The organism is Pseudodesulfovibrio hydrargyri (assembly GCF_001874525.1).
GTDB classification, from domain to species: domain Bacteria; phylum Desulfobacterota; class Desulfovibrionia; order Desulfovibrionales; family Desulfovibrionaceae; genus Pseudodesulfovibrio; species Pseudodesulfovibrio hydrargyri.
In genome coordinates this window covers 1-21,094 of record NZ_LKAQ01000001.1, presented here as the reverse complement: position 1 = coordinate 21,094, position 21,094 = coordinate 1, and the positions used below count along the sequence as shown (strand labels likewise).

At 61.8% G+C, this 21,094-nt stretch carries 20 protein-coding genes; 8 read left to right on the top strand and 12 right to left on the bottom strand.

The window, feature by feature from the left end; genetic code table 11:
* Window positions 1-108 precede the first annotated feature (108 nt).
* From BerOc1_RS00095 to BerOc1_RS19465, 12 genes are all read right to left on the bottom strand, one after another.
* Entirely contained in the window at window positions 109-1,059 is a 951-nt protein-coding gene (locus BerOc1_RS00095; RefSeq protein ID WP_071543695.1) for an ABC transporter substrate-binding protein, read from the bottom strand.
* 405 nt (window positions 1,060-1,464) lie between these two features.
* The gene (gene fliM / locus BerOc1_RS00090) at window positions 1,465-2,442 is read right to left on the bottom strand and encodes a flagellar motor switch protein FliM (RefSeq protein WP_071543694.1); all 978 of its coding nucleotides are present in this window, start codon (window positions 2,440-2,442) and stop codon (window positions 1,465-1,467) included.
* Window positions 2,443-2,831: 389 nt separating this feature from the next.
* Window positions 2,832-4,070: a divergent polysaccharide deacetylase family protein gene (locus BerOc1_RS00085; RefSeq protein ID WP_071543693.1), complete on the bottom strand. Its 1,239-nt coding sequence runs from the start codon at window positions 4,068-4,070 to the stop codon at window positions 2,832-2,834.
* 18 nt (window positions 4,071-4,088) lie between these two features.
* Window positions 4,089-5,372 (bottom strand): S41 family peptidase, encoded by a 1,284-nt coding sequence (locus BerOc1_RS00080; RefSeq protein ID WP_071543692.1) that lies wholly within the window; start codon window positions 5,370-5,372, stop codon window positions 4,089-4,091.
* 48 nt (window positions 5,373-5,420) lie between these two features.
* The gene (locus BerOc1_RS00075; protein WP_071544473.1) at window positions 5,421-6,527 is read right to left on the bottom strand and encodes a murein hydrolase activator EnvC family protein; all 1,107 of its coding nucleotides are present in this window, start codon (window positions 6,525-6,527) and stop codon (window positions 5,421-5,423) included.
* Window positions 6,528-6,533: 6 nt separating this feature from the next.
* Complete coding sequence (locus tag BerOc1_RS00070; protein ID WP_071543691.1) at window positions 6,534-7,187, bottom strand: endonuclease III domain-containing protein; 654 nt, start codon at window positions 7,185-7,187, stop codon at window positions 6,534-6,536.
* Between the two features lie 3 nt (window positions 7,188-7,190).
* Window positions 7,191-8,051, bottom strand: coding sequence for a 50S ribosomal protein L11 methyltransferase (locus tag BerOc1_RS00065; RefSeq protein ID WP_071543690.1), 861 nt, complete (start codon window positions 8,049-8,051; stop codon window positions 7,191-7,193).
* Between the two features lie 78 nt (window positions 8,052-8,129).
* A complete protein-coding gene (locus BerOc1_RS00060) occupies window positions 8,130-8,357 on the bottom strand; it encodes a hypothetical protein (RefSeq protein ID WP_071543689.1) in 228 nt (75 codons plus the stop codon).
* Between the two features lie 65 nt (window positions 8,358-8,422).
* Entirely contained in the window at window positions 8,423-9,631 is a 1,209-nt protein-coding gene (locus BerOc1_RS00055; protein WP_071543688.1) for an aspartate aminotransferase family protein, read from the bottom strand.
* Between the two features lie 13 nt (window positions 9,632-9,644).
* Window positions 9,645-10,103: a dUTP diphosphatase gene (gene dut, locus BerOc1_RS00050; protein WP_071543687.1), complete on the bottom strand. Its 459-nt coding sequence runs from the start codon at window positions 10,101-10,103 to the stop codon at window positions 9,645-9,647.
* A gap of 252 nt (window positions 10,104-10,355) precedes the next feature.
* The gene (locus BerOc1_RS00045) at window positions 10,356-11,963 is read right to left on the bottom strand and encodes a sodium:solute symporter family protein (protein ID WP_071543686.1); all 1,608 of its coding nucleotides are present in this window, start codon (window positions 11,961-11,963) and stop codon (window positions 10,356-10,358) included.
* Window positions 11,963-12,094, bottom strand: coding sequence for a symporter small accessory protein (locus BerOc1_RS19465; RefSeq protein ID WP_341349789.1), 132 nt, complete (start codon window positions 12,092-12,094; stop codon window positions 11,963-11,965). Before BerOc1_RS19465 ends, BerOc1_RS00045 begins: the two co-directional genes overlap by 1 nt.
* A 509-nt stretch (window positions 12,095-12,603) precedes the next feature.
* On the opposite strand from BerOc1_RS19465, the gene BerOc1_RS00040 reads away from it, so the two are divergent.
* The 8 genes from BerOc1_RS00040 to secF all read left to right on the top strand — a co-directional run bounded on the left by BerOc1_RS00040 (window position 12,604) and on the right by secF (window position 20,968).
* The gene (locus BerOc1_RS00040) at window positions 12,604-14,133 is read left to right on the top strand and encodes a glutamate synthase-related protein (RefSeq protein WP_071543685.1); all 1,530 of its coding nucleotides are present in this window, start codon (window positions 12,604-12,606) and stop codon (window positions 14,131-14,133) included.
* Window positions 14,134-14,145: 12 nt separating this feature from the next.
* Window positions 14,146-14,592: a 4Fe-4S dicluster domain-containing protein gene (locus BerOc1_RS00035; RefSeq protein ID WP_071543684.1), complete on the top strand. Its 447-nt coding sequence runs from the start codon at window positions 14,146-14,148 to the stop codon at window positions 14,590-14,592.
* Window positions 14,593-14,601: 9 nt separating this feature from the next.
* Entirely contained in the window at window positions 14,602-15,888 is a 1,287-nt protein-coding gene (locus BerOc1_RS00030) for an NAD(P)/FAD-dependent oxidoreductase (RefSeq protein ID WP_071543683.1), read from the top strand.
* 11 nt (window positions 15,889-15,899) lie between these two features.
* Entirely contained in the window at window positions 15,900-16,997 is a 1,098-nt protein-coding gene (locus BerOc1_RS00025) for a class II glutamine amidotransferase (protein ID WP_071543682.1), read from the top strand.
* Window positions 16,998-17,759, top strand: coding sequence for a GltB/FmdC/FwdC-like GXGXG domain-containing protein (locus BerOc1_RS00020; RefSeq protein WP_071543681.1), 762 nt, complete (start codon window positions 16,998-17,000; stop codon window positions 17,757-17,759).
* 43 nt (window positions 17,760-17,802) lie between these two features.
* Window positions 17,803-18,168, top strand: coding sequence for a preprotein translocase subunit YajC (gene yajC / locus BerOc1_RS00015; RefSeq protein ID WP_071543680.1), 366 nt, complete (start codon window positions 17,803-17,805; stop codon window positions 18,166-18,168).
* Window positions 18,169-18,297: 129 nt separating this feature from the next.
* Window positions 18,298-19,893 carry a protein translocase subunit SecD gene (gene secD / locus BerOc1_RS00010; RefSeq protein ID WP_071543679.1) on the top strand — a complete coding sequence of 532 codons (1,596 nt, stop codon included), beginning with the start codon at window positions 18,298-18,300 and terminating at the stop codon, window positions 19,891-19,893.
* 10 nt (window positions 19,894-19,903) lie between these two features.
* Complete coding sequence (gene secF / locus BerOc1_RS00005; protein ID WP_071543678.1) at window positions 19,904-20,968, top strand: protein translocase subunit SecF; 1,065 nt, start codon at window positions 19,904-19,906, stop codon at window positions 20,966-20,968.
* Window positions 20,969-21,094: the final 126 nt, after the last annotated feature.

Below are 21,094 nucleotides of genomic sequence, written 5' to 3'. Positions count from 1 at the left end.
GCCGAGCCGGGCCCTTGCTGGCGGTCCGGCGAGAAACGAAAAAGGCGCGTTGATGAAGCAACGCGCCTTGTATCGTTTATGGGCACGATTGGCAAATGCGTTTCGCGTCTACTCAAGGACCTTGTCGGCCCGGTCGAGCACGGACTGCGGCACGGTCACGCCCATGGCCTTTGCCGCCTTCATGTTAACGTGCAGGCTGAGATCATCGAGGAACTCCACAGGCATATCGGCGGGCTTGGCACCGTCCACCAGGATGCGGGCGATCATGTCGCCGGTCTGCAGTCCCATCTTGTAATAATCCACGGCCTCGGCCGCGATGGCCCCGCGCGCCACGGAGTCCACGTCGCCGACGATGAGCGGCAGCTTGTTGTTTTCGCAGACCTTCACGGCGGACTCGAGGGCCGAGACCACGGTGTTGTCAGTGCCCACGTAGACCGCGTCGCACCGGCCGACAAGGCTCTTGGCCGCCTGGTACACGCCGCTGGAGTTGGAGATGGTCGCCTCCTCCACGTTGATGCCGAGCTTGGCCGCCTCTCGCTTCAGGGCCTTCAGGATGGGCACGGCGTTGGGCTCGCCCGAGTTGTAGATGATGCCGATGGTCTTGACGTTCGGCACGAGCTCGCGGATCAGGGCCACCTGCCTGTCGATGGGGCTGAAGTCGGACATGCCGGTGATGTTGCGGGCTCCCGTGTTTTGGAGGTCCTTGACCAGCCCGGCGGTGACGGGATCGGTTACGCCGGTGAAGACGATGGGGGTGTCATGTATCTTCTGGGCGCAGGCCTGGGCTCCGGGGGTGGCGATGGCCAGGACCACGTCGGGCCGCTCGCCGATGATCTGGCCGACGATCTGGGTATTGGTGGCCATGTTGTTCTGGGCGTTGTGCACGTTGTAGTCGAAGTCGATGCCCTTTTCCTTGAGACGGTCGGCCACCCCCTGGCGCATGGCGTCCAAGGCCGGGTGCTCCACGATCTGGGTCACGGAGATGACGTACTTCTTGCCTGCAAAGGCGGTGGAGGCAACCAGCAGGGCGGCCGCCAGGAACAACAATATCTTTTTCATGGGAAAATCCTCCTCGAAGTGCTTTTCAAAAGAGGACTTTGACCGTCTGGTCCACTTTTCGTCAAGGCATTTTGATTTGGGAATAAACCAACAAACAAAATCGCCTGCCCGCGCCAAAGGCGCATAAACGGGATGCAAGGGTGCGAACTCGGCCTCCGCCGCCATTTATAGGGCTCGAAGACTCGCCAAGATCTGCCGTTGCCAGCCGACAAATCCGCAGGACAGCGGATTTGGACGCCGGTCTTTCCGGCACCCTGAAGGGGTGAGCCCCAGGACGGGGCGAATCAAGGCGAAGCCACCCGAAAATCGCCGCGAAGCGGCATTCATCTTATTATTTCGTTAGTTGTTTTAGATAAAAAGAGCCGCACGGGGCGGCTCTTTGAAACGCTTTTCAAACGGACGGGATCAGAAACGGATTTCCTCTTCCTTGATGACCTTGAAGGACTTGTTGCCCTTGACCCGGCCGGGCAGTCCCTGGAACTTGCGCACGCCTTCGACCTCGGCCTCAAGGAGCTCATCCTCGTCGGTGTCGAGCAGGATAATGTCGCCTTCCTGGAGATAGAGCAGCTGGCGGCCGGAGATGGTGGTCCGGCCCAGACGCACGACCATTTCCACGGGCGTCTCCATGAGCCGCTCCTTGAAGCGGTTGATCCAGACGTGGTCCACTTCCAGCCGCTCGGACTGGAAAGAGGCGTGCAGTTTCGAGCGGATGGGCTCCATGGTGGCGTAGGGCAGGCAGACGATGAGTGAGCCGATGGCGTTTTCCAGCTCCACCTCGAAGGTGACCACGATGACCACGTCCGAGGGCGGCACGATGGCGGCGAACTGGGGGTTCACCTCGGTGCGGACCATCTCCACGTGGACCTCATGCACCGGTTTCCAGGACTCCTCCATGTTGGCCAGGGCGATCTTGACCACGCGCTCGACGATGGCCTGCTCGATGGGCGTGAAATCGCGGCCTTCGACCTTGGGCTGGCTGCCCGCGCCGCCGAAGAAGTTCTCGACCAGGGCGAAGACCAGGCGGGAGTCGACCACCAGCAGGGCATTGCCGCGCAGGGGGTCCATCTTGAAGATGGAGATGGAGGTCGGCACCGGCAGGGAACGCATGAAATCGCCGAATTTGGACATGTCTATGGAGATGGGGTTGATGTCGACCCGCTTGCGCATGGTGTTGGCCAGCGCGTTGGTGCACAACCGCGCGAAACGGTCGTTGACGATCTCGAGCACGGGCATGCGGCCGCGAATGATCCTGTCCTGATTGGCCAGGTCGAACGCGACCACACCGGTATCGTCCTCCGGTATCTCGGTCTCGGTCTCGACATCCCCACCGGAAAGACCCCGGAGCAGGGCATCAACTTCATCTTGTTCGAGGATTTTGCTCATCTGGACAAAGCCTCATATTCGCCGATCTCACGGCCCGTTTGACCGGCCTGTGCCGGAAAATTGAACGTCGCTAAACAATTAGCAAAAAACGGGCCGTCCCGTCAGTTTCCTATCGGCCGAATTTCAAAAATCCTTATGCGTCCGCATACCGCGCCAAGGGGGTGGCTGGCAACGATTCCATGGATTTTTCGTCCTATTTTGCTTGAGATTGTTTAGACAATAGCGAGAAATAATCAAATACCAATATCAGCATGTTCGAATATTTCAACAAATTCAGGATAATGAACTAGGTCTTAAAGAAAACGTCCCGTTTTCGTCGGGAATTGGCATAATTAAGGCCCGGGACACCGAGCCAATGAACGAGGGTCGAAATCAATTTCGCTGAGAGGCTATTCCGTGGGAAGCTTCGACAAGGGAATGACCTGAATGGACGTGTCCCGGCTGTCCTGCCACTGTTTGAGAGCGGCCAGGGTTTGCCGGTAGGGGTGCCCGATGGCGATGGCCCGGCCCTGCCGCTGGGCAACCCGTTCGGTTTTGCGCAACTGGAGCAGGATGGCGTTCACGTCCTTGACGTTGTCCAGGAAAGTGTCCCGCTCATAGAAGGGGATGCCCACGTTTTGGGCCGTAGCCCGGCCCACGCTTTTGCCCGAGGTTAGGCTGTCCAGGAAGAACAGACCGTGGCGCTTGAATTCGGCCAGTGCCACTGCCATGCCCGGCCCGTTGGAGGTGAAACGTGAGCCCATGTGGTTGTTCACGCCGATGGCCTCGGGGATGCGCTCAAGGTTCTCCTTGATGCGCTGCCGTATCTGGCTGCCGGTCATGGATACGAACAGGGCGTCGTCGCCCGGCTTGACCTTGGGGTAGCCCATGGGCTCCATGGGAAAGTGGACAAGCAGGTCGTGATGGGTCCCGGAGATCAGCTCCACGCACTCGCGGGTGTGGCTGGCATGGGGCCAGACCGCGAAGGTCAGGGGCAGGTCGAGACCGGCCAGCCCCTTGAGCACTCCGTAGTTCTCGCCCACGTCGTCGATGACCACCACCAGCTTGGGCCCCTTGGCCTCGGGCCGGGCGATGATCCGCGGCGTGGCCTCGAGCAGGAGCCGGTGGGTGCGCACGCCGTTGATCTCGATTGCCGCCTCGGTGTCGCCGTTGTCCAGCAACACCGCGTCGGGCAGTCGCTCGTAGAGCCGCTTGCGCAGGGTAACCAGGAATTGGTTGCGGTCCGTGACCTTGGGGAACAGGAGGACCTGGTAGTGGTAGCCGCGTTCCTCAAAGCTGCGCAGCTCCACGTCCACCAGGTCGAGGTCGCGCATCTTGAGGTCGAGGTCGCGCATGGTCTCGATCAAAGCCAGGTCCGCCTGTTTGACCAGGTCCTCCATGTCGGAGGTGGCCTCTTCATAGACCTTGTCCGGGGTCTTGTCGGGCTCGGCCTTGCGTTCCTCGGCCACGGGCGCAATCACCTGGGGCGGCGGAGTCTTGGCGTTGAGGACCATCCAGCCGAGCCCGGCCAGGGCCAGAAAGGCGAGGGTGAACAGGCAAATGAGAGGACCGGGCCGATAGATTCCCTTGAGGAATCCATCGAGCCCGGTCTTTTTTTCAGTCTGGTTGTCGGGGGCGCGATCGTCCATGGGCGCTGTCCGGCCTCCCTATTGGATTTCCTTCAGTCGGGGCAGGCTCTTGACCAGCTCCAGGGCCATACGCAACTGATTGTCGCGGGCCAGCATGTCCTTGGCCTTTTCGGCATCCTCGTCCTTCTTGCGCTTGGCGGTCTTCTGGCCGTTTTCCAGATGTCCGCTCAGATCCTTTTCACGCAGGGTGAAGCGATCGCGCAGGTCGTTCTCGTCTTCCCGGGGCGCCTCGAAGGGGATGCGCAGATCGGGATCAATGCCCTTGGCCTGAATGGAGCGGCCGCTCGGGGTGTAATAGAGCGCGGTGGTCAGCTTGATGCCGGAGCCGTCGGACAGGGGGATGATCTGCTGGACGGACCCCTTGCCGAAGGAGCGTTCTCCCACGATCAGGGAGCGCTTGCGGTCCTGCAGGGCACCGGCCACGATTTCGGAGGCCGAGGCCGAGCCCGCGTTGATCAGGGTGACCATGGGCACCTTGACGTCGTCGGAACTCTTGGTGGCGAAGAAGTCCTTGCGGTTGGCCGGGTCCCTGCCCTGGATGTAGACGATGGTGCCGTCCTGCAGGAAGGTGTCGGACACGGAGACCGCCTGATTCAGCAATCCGCCGGGGTTATTGCGCAGATCGAAGACGATGCCCTTGAGGGCGTGCTTCTTCTGGTACTCGGCGATGGCCTCGCGCAGGTTCTTGGTGGAGGATTCCTGAAACTTGGTCAGCCGCAGGTAGAGATAGCCGTCTTCCAGGGACTGGGTCTTGACGTTGACGATGGGAATGGTCCCGCGGACGATGGCCACTTCCACCGGCTTGTTGGAATCCTTGTGCAGGATGAGCAGGGTCACGGGGGTACCCTTTTCGCCCCGGATCAGCTTGACCGCGTCCATGAGGGTCATGTCCTGGGTGGATTCGCCATCGATCTCCAGAATGATGTCACCCGCCAGCAGGCCCGCCTTGTAGGCCGGAGTGTCCTCGATGGGCGAAACCACGATGATCCGCCCCTGGTCCATGCTGATCTCGATGCCGATGCCGCTGAACTTGCCGGCGGTGTCCACCTGCATATCCTTGAAGTCCTCGGGCGAGAGATAGGTGGAGTGGGGGTCGAGCTCTTCGAGCATGCCCTTGATGGAATTATCGATCAGATCCTTCTTGGTCACCGGCTTGACATAGTTGCTTTCAACCAGGTCGAGCACCTGCGAGAAGGTCTTGAGCGCTTCGAATTGGTCCCCTTTGGCCGCTATGGTCTGGGACGGAGCGACGGTGAGGGTAAACAGAAGCAGAAAAGTGACTATCCAAAGCGTTACACGCATGAATGCCTCCCGAATAACGGAGTCCTAATGTGTTGGGTTAACGACAATTCATCTCAGGGCTGTTAACCAAGTTTCTGGGTTAATTGGTTTTTGATGAAAACGCAATTCAAAATACAGGCCGGGCCCATCCAGCTTGGGGAAATAGCCCACCGTGCCCAGGGGTTCGTTCTTTTCCACCTCCTGTCCGTTGCGCACGAACGTATCGGACAAATAGGCGTAAAGGCTGTAGTAATTATATCCGTGGTAGATGATGACCACGTGCCCGAAGCCGCGCAGGGTGTCGTTGTGCACGACCTTGCCCCAAAATATAGATTGCACCGTGCTGCCGTCCGCCGCCCCGATGGCCAGGCCGCGCACCGGGGGGTTGGCCTTGAGGTTGAACCCGGCCTCCACCTTGCCGCGCACGGGCCAGGGCAGGGTGCGCTTGTACAGGGCGAAACGCTTGGTCTTCTGGGACTGCAACTGGTACTTGAGGTCCTCGATGGTGGCCAGGATCCCGGTCAGTTCCTCCTCCGCGTTCTCCTTCTGCCGGTTGATCTTCTTGAGATTCCTGCGCAAGGCGTACTGGTTGCTGAGCAGCCGGTCCTTGCTCTGGTTCACCTGGGCCAACTGCTTTTCGGCCTCCTCGGCCAACTGGCGCTGGTTCTCCAGGTTCAGGGCGATCTTCTCGGAATTGGCCCTGGCCTCGTCCAGCTTGCGGTTGGTGGCCTCATAGATGTCCGCCAGCCAGTTGAAGCGGCGATCGAACATGGCCCAGTCCTCCACGCCCTCGAAGCGCGAGCGGACGTTCTGCAGGTGCACCGGCCACAGGGTGCGCATGAGCCCGGACAACTCCAGGGTGATCCGCTCCTTCTCCCTTTCCAGGGCGAAGTGGTCCTGCTCGGCCTGGCGCTCGTTCTTCCGGATGTCGGTCAGGACCGCTTCCTGGTCCCGGATGCGCCCCTTGAGCAGCTTGACGTCGTCCTCGATATCCGACAGCCGGGTGGATATCTGACCGGCCTTTTCGGTCAGGGCCCTGACCTTCCGCTCGTTCTCGTCCGCCTTCTGGTGTTCCTTCTGCAAGGAGTCGCTCAAGACCTCGTCCTGGGCCTGGGCACGGGCCAGGGCCGGAAACAGCAGGATGCAACATACTGTCAGGACAAGAAAATTACGCATACCCATTTATTGTTCAAGGAAAGGTTGAAGGGGGCAGGATTCGCACAAACCGGCCTTTTTTCGGCACCAGTTCGCCCCCACGCGAACTATGAGGGCGTGGTATTCATTATATAGTGCCACATCCTCCGGCAGGGCGTCCATGAAAATGGATTGCAGCCCGTGGTAGTCGATGTCCTCCCAGGCCAGGCCGTGGCGGCCCATGAGCCGGGCCGTGTAGGCGTCGACCACGAAGGTCGGGAAATCCAGGGCGTAGAGCAGGATGCAATCCCCGGTCTCGGGCCCGATGCCGTTGATGGCCAGGACCTGGGGCCGCAGCTCCGAGAGTTCCCGGACCTTCAGGGAGAGCAGGTCGAACTCCGCCTCATCCTTGAGAAATTGCAAAAAGTTGTGAATCCGCTTGGCCTTGACGTTGTAGTATCCGGCCGGGCGGATCAGCTCGGCCAGTCTGGGCACAGGCAGCGCGTGCAGGGCCTCGGCCTCGAGCACACCCGCGTCCTTGAGGTTGTCCAGGGCCTTTTCCACGTTCTTCCAGTTGGTGTTCTGGGTCAGGATGGCCCCGATGGCGATCTCGAAGGGCGTCTCGCCCGGCCACCATCTGCTCGGGCCGAGCTCGGCCAGCATGGCCTCGTACATCCCCATGAGCGTACCGTGCAGGGCCATGGGCTAGTCCCTCAGGTTTTCCCAAACCAGACAGATCCACTCGCCCTCGACGAACCGCTGGGGTTCGCCCAGGCCGCGCCTGGCGTAGGCCTCGGCCACCGCGTCCGACTGCTTGTCGGCCAGGATGCCGGACAGGACCAGAGAACCGCCGGGCCTGACCCGGGGGAGAATCTCCCCAGCCATTTCGATGAGCGGGCCGGACAGGATGTTGGCCACCACCAGGTCGAAGGTCCGGTCCTGCTCCACGCAGTCTATGGAGCCCACGGCCAGGCTCATGGAGCCGGACACGCCGTTGGCCTCCAGGTTCTCCACGGCGCAGACCACGGCCTGCGGGTCGATGTCCAGGCCGATGCCGGTCAGGCCGAGCTTGGACAGCCCGATGCCGAGGATGCCGGAGCCGGTGCCCAGGTCCAGGAAGGTCTGTCCCTTGGCGATGGTTCCGGCCTGGGCCAGCCTGCCGATGGTCGCCAGGCAGAGCGAGGTGGTGGGGTGGTGGCCGGTGCCGAAGGCCATCTTGGGCTCGATGACGATGTGGGTATGCTCGCTGTCCCCGTCGTCCAGCCAGGGAGGATAGATGCGGAAGGATTCCCCGCAGTTGACCGGGACGAAGAAGTCCTTCCAGGCCATGGCCCAGTCCTCGGACTCCCGCTCGGACCAGGTCACGTCCGATTCGGGAAAGCGGGCCTGGAACTCCTTGACCATTTCATGGCCCAGGGGATGGTCCTCCAGGTACAGCGTGAATTTGCGACCGTCACCGGCGGGCGTTTCCTCCCAGCCGTGGGGGACCTTGGAGGCGATGAAGACTCCGGCCTCGTCGGCGACCTGTTCGGGGATGGTGAATTCGATTTTCAGCAGGGTGGACATGAAGCGGGTCCCTTCCTTGTAATATGACAAGGCCGGGAACTTGCCCCGGCCTTGAATGGTTGCGTCATCTAAGCCAAACTAGAATACCTTGTCGATGAACGAGCCCTTGCCCGTATATCGAAAGTCGTAGAGGGTGGCTTGCTCGGCCTGCCTCGCCGCGTCCGACTTGGCCTCGGGCACGGATTTGACCTCGGCCTTGGGCTGCTCAGCCCGGGAGGCCGTTTCCGACTCCTTTTGCCGCTCCAGTTCGTGTTCGCGCCGGAACAGGTACTCGGGGGTGGAACCTATGGGGGCGACGCCGCTCATGACTCGATACCTCAAGCCCCAGAGTACGCCTTCGCCACCGGGCGGTCAAGCCGACCTCCTTTCGATTACCCCTCCATCGAAGCCAGGACGTCGTCCAGGGCGTCCATGAAGGTCAGAACGTCGTCCTCGGTGACGGTCAGGGGCGGCACCAGGCGCAGGATCGTGCCCTGGGCCAGGTTGCAGACCATCTTGTGATCCAGCAGCCCCTTCCAGACCTCCGGGCCGTTCTTGGCCAGTTCGATGCCGAAGAGCAGGCCCAGGCCACGGGTCCCGGCAATGGCCTCGGGGTACTTCTCCTTGAGTGCGACGACCTGCTCTGCGATGAATTCGCCCATCTTTTGGGCGCGCTCGGCCATTTTCTCTTCAACCATGATGTCCACGACCTTGGCGGCCACGGCCGAGACAACGGCCCCGCCCCCGAAGGTGGTGGCGTGGGAGCCGGGCGTGAATCCCTTGGCCACCTCGTCGGTGCACAGGACCGCGCCCATGGGCAGGCCGTTGGCCAGGGCCTTGGCCGAGGTGAAGATGTCCGGGGTGATGCCGTAGTGCTGGTGTGCCCAGTACCGGCCCGTGCGGCAGACGCCGGTCTGGACTTCGTCGACGATGAGCAGGATGCCGTTCTCCTTGCACAGGGCCACGATGTCGTTGACGTAGTCCGTGGGCAGGGGCCGCACGCCCCCCTCGCCCTGGACCATTTCGATCATGATCGCGGCGGTGTGGGCGTTGATGGCCCCGCGCAGGGCGTTGACGTTGCCGAAGGGCACGGTCACGAACCCCTCGGGCAGCGGGTTGAAGCCGTCCTTGATGGGGCCGTACTGGCCGGTGGCGGTCAGCGTGGACAGGGTCCGGCCGTGGAAGGACTTTTCCAGGGTGATGATCTCGTGCCGTTCCTCGTTGCGCACGGTGTGCATGTACTTACGGGCCAGCTTGATGGCCCCCTCGTTGGCCTCGGCCCCGGAGTTGCAGAAGAAGACCTTGCCCGCCGCGCAGGTGGACAACAGCTTCTCGGCCAGATCGAGCTGGGGCTCCTGGTAGAAGAGATTGGAGACGTGGACCATCCTGCGGGCCTGCTCGGCCATGACCTCGGCCAGATCCTCCCGGCTGTGGCCCAGGGAGCAAACCGCGATGCCCGCCAGGAAGTCGTAGTACTCATTGCCGTCCAGATCGTACAGACGGCAGTCCTTGGCCTTTGACACGGCCAGGGGATAGCGGCCGTAGGTATTGCAAAGAAGGTTGGATTCCCGTTCTTTGATTGCTTCGAATTTATCAGACATTTTCGTTCTCTCTTTAGTGTTTCCCCGTGGAGCCGAACCCGCCCGCGCCGCGCGCGGTCTGGCCGAGTTCCTCCACCGGGCTGATTGTCGCTTGAAATACGGGCATGAAGACAAGCTGTGCGATGCGCTGTCCGCGCCTGATTCGTCGCACCTCGCCCGAGGTATTGAGCAGTGAGACCTTGATCTCCCCGCGATAGTCCGGATCGATGACGCCGACGCCCTGGCTGACGGTCAGCCCTTCCTTGGTGCCCAGCCCGGAGCGGGAGAACACGTATCCGGCCACGCTGGGCTCGCGGACCTCGATGGCCACGCCCGCCGGGATTGCGGCCTTTTCGCCCGGGCCGATCTCGATCTCGCCCTCGTCGATACAGGCGCGCAGGTCCAACCCCGCCGAATGCTCGGTGGCGTAGGCCAGTTCATTTTCTTGCCAAACCTCATGCAGGAACTTCACGTTCACGTCGATCTTGTTCATTGTGCGTCTCTATCCTTGTGTTGAACGAATGGTTGTTTATGTTCGCTTCAAAAGCAACTGTCAACAAAGCTCGCTCCAGGCACCGCAGGTGCCCATATGGGATGCAAGGGTGCGAACCCTTGCCCGCCGGAGGCGAAATTACCCACCATCGCCGCGAAGCGGCTTTCCCTTTAAAATTCTTCAAAAACTTGTAACAAAAAAGCGCCGTCCCTCTCGGAACGGCGCCTTGCGATAACATCATCCGACAACGGATCAGCAGAGTCCTTCCCAGCAGAGTTCCAAGTGTTTCTCTTCAATTCGTCGGGTGGCCAGGCTGACGCCCACGGCCAGGATGAGGGAGACGGGCAGGGCGACCACGTTGGGATCGACCCACTGCATGAGCCACATCCAGGAGCCGGGCGCGGCGTCGGCCACCAGGGTGGCCTTGCCGAACATGGCCTGGCACAGGCCGATGAAGCCCGCTTCCTTGACGTGGACGAAGAGCAGCCAGAACATGGAGAAGCAGAATCCGCCGACCATGGAGACCTTGGCCCCGGTCTTGGTCATGCCTTTCCAGTACAGCCCGAGCAGGTAGATGGGCAGGAAGGAAGCCGCGCACAGGCCGAAGAAGAAGGCCGTGGCCCGGGCGATGACCCCGCCGGGCAGCAGCCAGGCCCAGACCAGGGTGGCGATGATGGCCACGGTCACGCCGAGGCGGTTGAGCTTCATGGACGAGCCGTTGTTGCCCACGGTCACGTACTGTTCCAGGAAGTCGCGGGAGAGCGAGGTACCGCCCACGTGGTACTGGGAACTCATGGTCGACATGGCCGCTGCGAACATGGCCACCAGGAACAGACCGGAGAACCAGCCGGGCATGACCTTGTCAATGTACAGCGGGATGATGGAGTCGAAGTTGCCCCCGGCCATGGTGATGGCGATCTTGCCGAACTTCTGGAAGAAGACCACGTTGGACAGAGCCCCGGTGACAAAGGCCACGCCGGTCATGAGCAGGATGAAGATGCCGCCGATGGCCACGGCCCGGTTGAGCTCGCGGTCGGACGGCACGGTCATGTAGCGGATGGCCAGCTGCGGCTGGGCCAGCACGCCGATGCCCACGCCGTAGATGATGGTCGTGTACACGGTCAGGCCGATGGGCGACTGGAGGTTCGGTCCGGTGGTCCAGCCGGTCAGGCCGCCCTTGGCCAGCTTGGCCGGGATCATGCCCACCATGTCGGTCAGCGCCTGGTGGGCCTCGGTCACGCCGCCGAGCAGGGTATAGGTGGTGACGATGAGGATAAGCATCATGACCGCCATGATGGTCCCCTGGAACGCGTCGGTGTACATGACGGCCTTGAGCCCGCCGGTGACCACGTACACGGCCACGATGGCGGTGACGATGAGCAGCCACGCGCCGTAGGTCACGAGCGGAAAAGCCACCTCGAGCATGCGGCAGATGCCGATGAGCACGGCGGCCGCGTAGACCGGAATGAATACGAAGATGACCACGCCGGAGAACTGTTGGATGAACTTGGAGCCGTACCGCCTGCCCAGGAATTCGGGAAAGGTGTGGGAGTCCAGCGCGAGCCCCATGCGCCGGGTGCGCTTGCCGAAGAAGACCATGGCCACGAAGATGCCCACGAAAATGGTCAGAAAGGTCAGCCAGAGCAGGGACATGCCGAACATGCCCGAAACGCCGCCAAAGCCGACGATGGCCGAGGTGGAAACGAAGGTCGCCCCGTAGGACATGGCCAGGACGAACGGGTTCATGCTGCGTCCGGCGAGCATGTAGTCCGTGGACTCCCGGGTCTTGAGCCAGGCCCGGTAGCCGAGATAGAAAATGATCCCGAGATAGATGAGGACGCCGATGAGTTTGCCGGTCATTACTCGCCTCCTCCGGTTTTGTCGGTGCCCTTGTTGTTCCAGTTCACAATTCCGTAAACGACGCACAGAACCGTGGCCCCAACGGACAGCCAGAAGGCCAGCGCGATCTCAACACTCCCCAATCCAAGCATCATGATGTCGCCCCTTGATTGCGGGCCGGAAGCGCTTGGGCCGCAAACAAAAAGGGCCGCAAGCTTGTCGCCTGCGGCCCTGGTTGTGGATGAAACTACTTGTCAGCTAATCGCACACCGTAAGACCGCAGGCGCTTCTAAAAAAGCGAAAGCTAAAAAAGAAAAAGAAACGGATGCGGCTGTGGTGCGTTTGCATGATCACCTCTTAGCCGCGAAAACCGCGAAAGTCAAGGGATATCGGGCCTTGCGTAGAGCGAGGCCGCTTCCCGTGCCGGATATGCCGAATCGATACGCTCCGTGTATCGGTCGAGATGCTTTCCAAATATATACATAGTATATGAAATCAGTATGTTATAGACAGTCTTGACAGGCGATAGGATGATGTGTTTTGGTGACTCCCCTTTGTTGTTCGGTATTATTGCCCGAATTGTGAAAGCCGCGGAGGTCCGCTCCGACCATCTTGTCCGCAAGATGACTTTTTTGGCAACTAACGAGAGAGGTAACCTGTCTTGCTTTTTCAGCCCATCAACAAGAATTACCATGAGTTCTGCATCGAACGGGACCCGGAGCTGTGCATCAACTGCAAGGTCTGCGTCCGCCAGTGTTCGTACGAGGCTCACTATTGGGATGAAGCCCGGCAAAAGGTCATGCATGACAACACCAAGTGCATCGGCTGTCACCGCTGCGAGGCGCTTTGCCCGACCGCGGCCCTGAACATCGTCAAGAAGCGCTCGGACTTCAGGACGAACAGCCTGTGGCGTCCGGTGTTCCTGCAGAATATCTACAAGCAGGCGGACACCGGCGGGGTGCTGCTGGCGGGCATGGGTTCTCCGGTGGACATCCCGGTCTACTGGGACCGCATGCTGCTCGACGCCAGCCAGGTGACCAATCCGTCCATCGATCCCCTGCGCGAGCCCATGGAGCTGAAGACCTTCCTGGGCGCCAAGCCGCGCAAGGTCGAACTCGCGACGGACAAGAAGACCGGCAAGGTCACGCTCAAGACCAAGCTCACCCCGCAGCTCGAACTGGACGTGCCGATCATGTTCGCGGCCATGAGCTTCGGGGCCATCAACTTCAATCTGCACCGGGCCATGGCCCGCGCGGCCACCGAATGCGGAACCTATTACAACACCGGCGAGGGCGGCCTGCACAAGTCCTTATATAAATACGGCGAGCACACCATCGTGCAGGTGGCCTCGGGCCGCTTCGGCGTGCACCGCGACTACCTCCGGGCGGGCGCGGGCATCGAGATCAAGGTGGGGCAGGGCGCCAAGCCCGGCATCGGCGGGCACCTGCCCGGCGAAAAGATCAACGACAAGGTCTCCGAGACCCGCATGGTCCCCATCGGCTCGGACGCCATCTCCCCGGCCCCGCATCACGACATCTACTCCATCGAGGACCTGCTCCAGCTGATCTACGCCCTGAAGGAGGCCTCGGAGTACAAGGCCCCCGTCTCGGTCAAGATCGCGGCCGTGCACAACGTGGCCGCCATCGCCTCGGGCATCGCCCGGGCGGGCGCGGACATCATCACCGTGGACGGCATGCGCGGCGGCACGGGCGCGGCACCGGCCATGATCCGCGACAACGTGGGCATCCCCATCGAGCTGGCCCTGGCCCAGGTGGACCAGCGGCTGCGCGACGAGGGCATCCGCAACAACGTGTCCATCGTGGCCGCGGGCGGTATCCGCTGCTCCGGCGACGTCATCAAGGCCATCGCCCTGGGCGCGGACGCCGTGTACATCGGCACGGCCACGCTGATCGCCGTGGGCTGCACCATCTGCGGGCGCTGCTACACCGGCAAGTGCCCGTGGGGCATCGCCACCAACGATCCCAAGCTGTCCAAGCGCCAGAACCCGGACATCGCGGCCAAAAAGCTGGCCAACCTGATCCACGCCTGGGGCCACGAGATCGAAGAGATGCTCGGCGGCATGGGGCTCAACTCCATCGAGTCCCTGCGCGGCAACCGCGACAAGCTCAGGGGCATCGGCCTTTCCGACACCGAACTCGACATCCTCGGCATCAAGCATGCCGGCCGCTAAACGGAGGACATCATGAAGAGAGTCTATCCGGACAAGGAATACTGCATCGGCTGCCACCTCTGCGAAGTGGCCTGCATCACCGCCCACTCCAAGTCGAAGGACGCGATCATCGCCTTCCGGGAGGAGCAGGGCAAGGACGGGCTGACCGCCTGCAAGAAGGTCTTCGAGAAGGGCGACATCTGCGTGGCCATCTCCTGCCGCCACTGCGACGAGCCGTCCTGCGTGGCCGCGTGCATCTCCGGCGGCCTGCACAAGGACCCGGAGACGGGCCGCACGGTCTACGACCGCGAGAAGTGCGTGGGCTGCTGGTCCTGCCTGATGGCCTGTCCTTACGGGGCCATAAAACGGCACCCGACCGAGAACAAGATCGTCAAGTGCGACCTGTGCGAAGGGCGCGAGGGCGGCCCGGCCTGCGTGGCCGCGTGCCCGAACCAAGCCCTGAAATACGAGGAGAGGTAGGGAGCGACCATGAAATACGTCATCATCGGCAACGGCATCGCCTCCATCGGAGCCATCGAGGGCATCCGCAAGGTCGATACCAAGAACGAGATCCTGGTCATCGGGGCCGAGGACGCCCCGGCCTACGGCCGTCCGCTCATCTCCTATCTGCTGGCGGGCAAGATCGGCCCGGACCGGCTGGCCCTCCGGCCACAGGAATTCTACGACAGGAGCAACGTCTCCCTGATGCTCGGCACCAAGGTCACGTCCATCGACGCCCAGGCCAGGACCGTGGCCACAGACAAGGGCGAGACCGTAACCTACGAAAATCTGCTCATCGCCACCGGCGGTATTCCGTTCACCCCGCCCATTCCGGGGTCGGATGGCTCGGACGTCTACAACTTCACCAACCTGGCTCACGCCCACACGCTCATCTCCAAGGCCAAGGAGATAAAGCGGGCGGTGGTCATCGGCGGCGGGCTCATCGGGCTCAAGGCAGGCGAATCCCTGTTCGACCGGGGCGTGGACGTGACCATCCTGGAGCTCTCGCCGCGCATCCTGAGCCTGGCCTTTGACGAGAACGCGGCCGCACTGGCCGGTTCCCGACTGGCCGAGGTGGGGTTGAACGTGCGCTGCGGGGTATCCGCCAAGGAGATTCAGCGCGATCACGACGGCAATCTCAAGGGCGTGCACCTGACCGACGGCGACTTTCTGCAGTGCGACGTGGTGGTCATCGCCATCGGCGTGGTCCCCAACTACGATCTGGCCCAGGAGGCCGGGATAGCGGTGGACCGCGGCATCAAGGTGGACGACCACATGCGCACCAGCGCGGCCGGCGTGTTCGCTGCGGGCGACGTGGCCCAGGCCAAGGACCTCCTGTTCGGCGATGACCGGGTCATCCCGATCTGGACCAACGCATACAACCAGGGGTTCTGCGCGGGCAAAAATATGACCGGCGCGGACGTTCCCTTCACCGGGTCCCTGGCCATGAACTCCATTTCCTTCTACGGGCTGCCGACCATCTCCGTGGGCACGGTCAACCCGCCCGAGGGCGACGAAACCTACGACACGGCCGTCTCCCTGGACGAGAAGAAGAAAAGCTACCGCAAGCTCGTGTTCCACAACGACCGGCTGGTCGGTTACGTGCTGGTGGGCGACATCGACATGGCGGGCATGTACACCGCCTTCGTCAAATTCCAGCTGGCCGTTCCCGAGGACGCCAAGAAACAGATCCTGGCCGGAGCGCCCGACGTGCTCATGTGGCCGGACGAGTTCTTCAAGGAAACCTGGAATCCCGGCGTCGTCGAACCTGACTAAAGGATAATGCCATGAAAGCACCTGAAAGATATTATGATTTCCAGAAGGATATCTCCGGCTGCGGGATATTCGGCGTGATCAACAGGAAGCGGGGCCTGATCCCGGGCGACATGCCCATCCAGGCCATGACCTGCATGCACGACCGGGGCAACGGCCTGGGCGGCGGCTTCGCGGCCTACGGCATTTACCCCGAGCACGCCGAGAAGTACTGCTTCCACATGATGTGCGACGACGACGCGGCCATCAAGGGCTCGGAAGAGATGCTCAAGCGGTACTTCGACCTGCACTTCTACGAGCCCATCCCCACCCGCCGGACCTTGGCCATCCTCAATCCGCCCAAGTTCAACCGCTACTTCGTGACCGTGCCCAGGAAGCCGGAAAACGAGTTCCGCGGGCTGCCGGAAGAGGACTACGTGGTGGCCGTGGTCATGAAGCTGAACGCCACCGTGGGCGGGGCCTTCGTGGTCTCGTCGGGCAAGAACATGGGCGCTTTCAAGGGCGTGGGCTTCCCCGAGGACATCGCCGAATTCTTCCGTCTGGAGGAATACAGCGCCTACATATGGACCGGCCACAACCGGTTCCCGACCAATACCCCGGGCTGGTGGGGCGGGGCGCACCCGTTCACCATCCTGAACTGGTCCATCGTGCACAACGGCGAGATATCCTCCTACGGCATCAACCGCCGCTACCTGTGCGAACACGACTACCTCTGCACCATGATGACCGATACCGAGGTCGTGGCCTACGAACTGGACATGCTCATCCGCAAGCACGGCCTGTCCTGGGAATTGGCCGCCAAGGTCTTCGCTCCGCCTTTCTGGGACGAGATCGAGCGCATGGACGAGGACGACAAGCAACTCTACACCGCCTTGCGCGCCACCTACGGACCGGCCATGCTCAACGGCCCCTTCGCCATCCTGGTGGCCGACAACACCCGGCTCATGGGCCTCAACGACCGCATCAAGCTGCGGCCTCTGCTGGTGGCCGAAAAGGACGACATGATCTTCATGTCGAGCGAGGAATCGGCCGTGCGCGACGTCTGTCCCGAACTGGACCGCGTCTGGATGCCCAAGGCGGGCGAACCCGTCATCGTGGACCTGGAGGATTAGATGGCTGCCAAGAGAAAACAGAAGACCCTGACGGCAGGGCGGACGTACTACAAGCAGTTCAACGAGGAGATCCGCGCCCTGGTCAGGGACGGGGTGACCGATTTCATCATCAAGGAGTGCAACGGCCAGCGCTACCTGGCAACCGCGCTCGACGGCGACGTGCACTTCGACATTTACGGCGTTCCCGGCCAGGATCTGGGCGCGTTCATGCGCGGCCCCAAGGTGCGAGTGCACAACAACGCCCAGGACGGCGTGGGCAACACCATGGACGACGGCCGGATCGTCATCGAAGGGCTGGCCGGCGACGTCATCGGCTACGCCATGCGCGGCGGCGAGATATTCATCAAGGGCGACGTGGGCTACCGGGTCGGCATCCACATGAAGGCGTACCTGGAGCACCAGCCCAAGATCGTGGTCGGCGGCAAGGCCGGGGACTTCCTGGGCGAGTATATGGCCGGTGGAATTATTTTGCTCTTGGGTATGTTTTCTGATAAGCCTGATGCGCCCATTGCGGGACGGAGTCTCGGAACGGGCATGCACGGTGGCGTTATCTACGTCCGTGGTTCCGTTCCCGAAGACCAGCTTGGTCCCGGACTGACGGCCAACCCCGTGGACTCCGACGACCTGGAGGTCATCGAAGGGCTGGTCAACGAATACGCCAAGGAATTGAAGCTGGACAGCAAGGCAATTTTAAGCGAGAACTTCTTGAAAATTCGTCCGTTTTCGCACAGACCGTACGGCAACCTGTACGTCCCTTGCTAGACGGCGGGGAAGATACAACACTCATTACCTTTTGGAGGAACCAATGTTCTTCGATTCCGTAGCCTACGCCATGGCTCCGCCCGCGGGCGGCGATGGCGGCGCCGCAGGCGGCCTCGGCGGCATTCTCGGCGGCCCGCTGCCCATGCTGGTCCTGATGTTCGCCATCTTCTACTTCCTGCTCATCCGCCCCCAGCAGAAAAAACAGAAGGCCCACAAGGCCATGCTGGATGATCTGCGCAAGGGCGACAAGGTCTGGACCAACGGCGGCATCCTCGGAACCATCACCGACATCGATGGCGACAACCTGACCATCGAGATCGCCAAGGGCGTCGACGTCGTCATCAAACGCGGTTTCGTTGCCGACAAAGACGGCGGTGCCGCTCCCGCGACGGACAAAAAGAAGAAGTAGGTTCTTGCACCCGTACCTGAGACTTCCGTGCGGATCGGACCACACGCATAACGTGGCCCGGTCCGCGCTTGCGTTTGTCGACGGAACCCTCAGGAAGGCAGCAACCAGTTTGTATTACAGGGAGATTTCATGCAAAGTTTGCGTTTGAGAGCCATCCTCGCTCTCTTGATCGTACTCGTGGGGCTGGCCTACATGCTCCCGTCCCTGCCCGGGGTCAAAGACTCCGCCCTCGGCAAGATTCTGCCGGGCAACGGGATCAACCTCGGCCTCGACCTCAAGGGCGGCATCCACCTGACCCTCGGCGTGGACATGAAAACGGCCATGGACAACAACCTGGCCCGTCTCGGCGACGACCTCAAGGCCTCCGCCCGCGAGCAGGAAGTCTACATCCTGCGCCCGACCGTGCTGAACGAGACCGAAATCGAGGTCACGCTCATCAAAGCCGAACAGAAGGACGCCTTCGAGGGCGTGATCAAGGACTACTCGCCGTTCGCGGTTGAACAGAGCGCGCAGCTCGACGGCGACAAGGTCAAGTACGTCCTTTCCGTCCCGGCCACGTACCGCAGCGAGATCGAAAAGCTGACCATGGACCAGGCCATCAAGACCATGCGCAACAGGATCGACCAGTTCGGCGTGGCCGAACCGGACATCCGCAAGGAGCAGGGCAACCGCATCCAGGTTCAGCTGCCCGGCCTGAAGGACCCCGAGCGGGCCATCAAGATCATCGGGCAGACCGCGCATCTCGAATTCAAGATGGTCGATGACGCCGCCGACCTGAAGAAGGCCCAGCAGGGCATCCTGGCCCCGGGCCGCGAGCTTTCCGTGCTCCTGCACCGCCAACCCAACGGCAGCTACAGCGAATCGCCCATCGTCCTCAGGAAGGACGCGGTCCTGACCGGCGAATACGTGTCCGACGCCCAGGTCCGCCTGGATCAGTGGAACAACGCCTACGTCGCGCTGACCTTCAACGCGCGCGGCGCCAAGATCTTCACCGACCTGACCACGGACAACGTCAACAAGCGCATGGCCATCGTCCTGGACGGCAAGGTCTATTCCGCGCCGGTCATCCGTGAACGCATCTCGGGCGGCAAGGCCTCCATCACCGGCAGCTTCACCCGTGAAGAGGCCCGCGACCTGGCGGTCGTGCTCCGCGCCGGCTCCCTGCCCGCTCCCGTGACCATTCTCGAGCAGCGCGCCGTGGGTCCGTCGCTGGGCCAGGAATCCATCAACAACGGCATCATGTCCGCCATGGTGGGCATGGCTGCGGTCCTCGGATTCATGATCATCTACTACGGCTTCGGCGGAGTGGTCGCGGACATCGTGCTTGTCCTGAACATCATGCTCATCATGGGCGGCCTGGCCGCGTTCGGCGCGACCCTGACCCTGCCGGGCATAGCGGGCATCATCCTGACCATCGGTATGGCGGTCGACGCCAACGTCATCATCTACGAACGCATCCGCGAGGAGCTCAGGCGCGGCCTGTCCGCCAAGCAGTCGGTGGAAGAAGGATACGGCAGGGCGACCCTGACCATTCTCGACGCCAACGTGACCACGGTCATCGCGGCCATCATCCTGTACCAGTTCGGTACGGGCCCGATTCGCGGTTTCGCCGTCACGCTGACGCTCGGCATCATCACCTCCATGTTCACGGCCATCTTCGTGTCGCGCATCCTGTTCGATCTGTATCTGAAACACCGCGCCGACAACGCGAAGCTGAGCATCTAGGGGAAAGATAATGGGACTTCAAATAATCAAACCCGATACCAATCTCGACTTCATCGGCATCAGGAAGATCGCCTTCATCGTCTCGGCGGTCCTCATCCTGGCCGGTCTCGGCTCCCTGGCGATCAAGGGCGGCCCCAAGTACGGCATCGACTTCGCGGGCGGCATGATCGTCCAGGTGAAGATCGACAAAGCCATCGGCGTGGGCGACATCAAGGACGCGGTGGAGGAACTCAAGCTGCCTGGCCTGGTTGTCCAGACCCTGGGGCTTGAGGGCGACCACGAGTACCTGATCCGGACCTCCTCTTCGAACATCACCTCCGAAGAGGTCCGGACCAAGATCAACCAGGCCCTGACCGACAACCTCAAGGCGGGCTTCGAAATCCAACGCCTTGAAATGGTCGGCCCCAAGGTTGGCGCAGACCTCCGCTCCCAGGCCCTCGAGGCCCTGTTCTACGCGGTCCTGCTCATCGCCGTATACATCTCCGGCCGTTTCGAGCAGCGCTGGACCGCGGCGGCGGTCATGGCCGCGGCCCTGGCCGGCGGCGTCTACGGCATCGGCCTGCTCGGTCTGGACATGGGCTGGCTCATCCTGGTCGCCCTGGTCATCACGCTGGGGTTGTGCTGGTACCTCAAGCTGAACTACGCCCTGGGCGCGGTGGTGGCGCTCATACACGACGTGATGATCACGGTCGGCCTGTTCTCCATCATGAACAAGGAATTCGACCTGACCATCATCGCCGCGCTGCTGACCATCGTCGGCTACTCGCTCAACGACACCATCATCGTGTTCGACCGCATCCGCGAGAACACCAACGCCAAGCAGGGCAAGCTGACCTTCGGCAAGATCATCAACCTGTCGGTGAACCAGACCCTGTCGCGCACCATCCTGACCTCGGGCACCACGCTCCTGGTCGTGCTCTGCCTGTACGTCATGGGCGGCTCGGTCATCCACGACTTCGCCCTGGCGCTGCTCATCGGCATCACCGTGGGTACGTACTCCTCCATCTTCGTGGCCAGCCCCATCCTCTACGGATTCGGCCCCAGCGAACCCCGGGAGACGGAAGCCGAAGCCTAATCGGCTCGTCATACGTTATATAAAAAGGGGCGGCTTGATAGCCGCCCCTTTTTTCTCGCCTCGCCGTCGGGCGTCTCCGACGGCCTAAGAACCTTTTGCAAAAGGTTCTTAGGAATCTCCAAAACT

What these genes read in the sequence shown, in the direction of transcription:
- BerOc1_RS00095 (WP_071543695.1), bottom strand. Translation starts at nt 1,059, where the DNA reads ATGAAAAAGATATTGTTGTTCCTGGCGGCCGCCCTGCTGGTTGCCTCC.
- fliM (WP_071543694.1), bottom strand. Translation starts at nt 2,442, where the DNA reads ATGAGCAAAATCCTCGAACAAGATGAAGTTGATGCCCTGCTCCGGGGT.
- BerOc1_RS00085 (WP_071543693.1), bottom strand. Translation starts at nt 4,070, where the DNA reads ATGGACGATCGCGCCCCCGACAACCAGACTGAAAAAAAGACCGGGCTC.
- BerOc1_RS00080 (WP_071543692.1), bottom strand. Translation starts at nt 5,372, where the DNA reads ATGCGTGTAACGCTTTGGATAGTCACTTTTCTGCTTCTGTTTACCCTC.
- BerOc1_RS00075 (WP_071544473.1), bottom strand. Translation starts at nt 6,527, where the DNA reads ATGCGTAATTTTCTTGTCCTGACAGTATGTTGCATCCTGCTGTTTCCG.
- BerOc1_RS00070 (WP_071543691.1), bottom strand. Translation starts at nt 7,187, where the DNA reads ATGGCCCTGCACGGTACGCTCATGGGGATGTACGAGGCCATGCTGGCC.
- BerOc1_RS00065 (WP_071543690.1), bottom strand. Translation starts at nt 8,051, where the DNA reads ATGTCCACCCTGCTGAAAATCGAATTCACCATCCCCGAACAGGTCGCC.
- BerOc1_RS00060 (WP_071543689.1), bottom strand. Translation starts at nt 8,357, where the DNA reads ATGAGCGGCGTCGCCCCCATAGGTTCCACCCCCGAGTACCTGTTCCGG.
- BerOc1_RS00055 (WP_071543688.1), bottom strand. Translation starts at nt 9,631, where the DNA reads ATGTCTGATAAATTCGAAGCAATCAAAGAACGGGAATCCAACCTTCTT.
- dut (WP_071543687.1), bottom strand. Translation starts at nt 10,103, where the DNA reads ATGAACAAGATCGACGTGAACGTGAAGTTCCTGCATGAGGTTTGGCAA.
- BerOc1_RS00045 (WP_071543686.1), bottom strand. Translation starts at nt 11,963, where the DNA reads ATGACCGGCAAACTCATCGGCGTCCTCATCTATCTCGGGATCATTTTC.
- BerOc1_RS19465 (WP_341349789.1), bottom strand. Translation starts at nt 12,094, where the DNA reads ATGCTTGGATTGGGGAGTGTTGAGATCGCGCTGGCCTTCTGGCTGTCC.
- BerOc1_RS00035 (WP_071543684.1), top strand. Translation starts at nt 14,146, where the DNA reads ATGAAGAGAGTCTATCCGGACAAGGAATACTGCATCGGCTGCCACCTC.
- BerOc1_RS00030 (WP_071543683.1), top strand. Translation starts at nt 14,602, where the DNA reads ATGAAATACGTCATCATCGGCAACGGCATCGCCTCCATCGGAGCCATC.
- BerOc1_RS00025 (WP_071543682.1), top strand. Translation starts at nt 15,900, where the DNA reads ATGAAAGCACCTGAAAGATATTATGATTTCCAGAAGGATATCTCCGGC.
- BerOc1_RS00020 (WP_071543681.1), top strand. Translation starts at nt 16,998, where the DNA reads ATGGCTGCCAAGAGAAAACAGAAGACCCTGACGGCAGGGCGGACGTAC.
- yajC (WP_071543680.1), top strand. Translation starts at nt 17,803, where the DNA reads ATGTTCTTCGATTCCGTAGCCTACGCCATGGCTCCGCCCGCGGGCGGC.
- secD (WP_071543679.1), top strand. Translation starts at nt 18,298, where the DNA reads ATGCAAAGTTTGCGTTTGAGAGCCATCCTCGCTCTCTTGATCGTACTC.
- secF (WP_071543678.1), top strand. Translation starts at nt 19,904, where the DNA reads ATGGGACTTCAAATAATCAAACCCGATACCAATCTCGACTTCATCGGC.